Here is a 686-nt window from a genome sequence, read left to right on the forward strand (position 1 = left end):
GTTTTGGGGTAGCTGCGACATCGCATCCACGACCTTTCACGTTCCACACGCAAGGGGCGTTAACTTCACCCTAGACCCTCCCCACCGGGGAAACAAGCATGTCGAGCCCATTCCAGGAAACATACGGCATACACACAACAAAGCCCCGCACCTCAACGTGAGGAACAGGGCTTTCTCATGCTCACCAGCATGCATTCTGACCGGTCATACCCAACAAAACGAGAGTATCTTCAGACCCACCACCTTATTGGTGCTTTTATAAAGATTGACTGAGGCTTATCAGAAACAAGATGACAAAAAGATAGAGCGCAAGGACAATACCTACACCCGCCCAGCTGAGAATACGACCCGCTAGGGCAGGCACACCGTGCCGTTTAGCCACTCGCCCCTGCCAGATACCCAAGATGCCCAGTATCAGTGAGATAACGGTGAAATCTGGTGCCCAGACCCAGGTCAATAGCGGGATACACAGTAGGCTGAGGGCGCCGAAAAACAATGAAAGACTTGCCGCGTTCTGCCCATCCCGCCGCTTCGAGAAGCCAGGTGAAACCTTTTTTCCGGGTAGTAGCTGGTTGCCTAAAACACCAGCGTAGGGTTGCCAACTGCCATTTGTCTGGTTGAGCATGTTGTATTCGGAGTTGTTATCGAAAGCTTCGTTGTTTTGGGGTAGCTGCGACATCGCATCC

Annotated in this window: 1 pseudogene; it reads right to left on the reverse strand. The window is 52.3% G+C overall.

Annotated elements, in window-relative coordinates:
• Positions 1-256: 256 nt before the first annotated feature.
• A pseudogene (locus HMPREF2971_RS03165) lies at positions 257-686 on the reverse strand (DUF3488 domain-containing protein); the annotation flags it as partial.

The sequence above is a fragment of the Rothia sp. HMSC066G07 genome, from assembly GCF_001814485.1.
In the GTDB taxonomy this organism is placed as follows: Bacteria; Actinomycetota; Actinomycetes; order Actinomycetales; family Micrococcaceae; genus Rothia.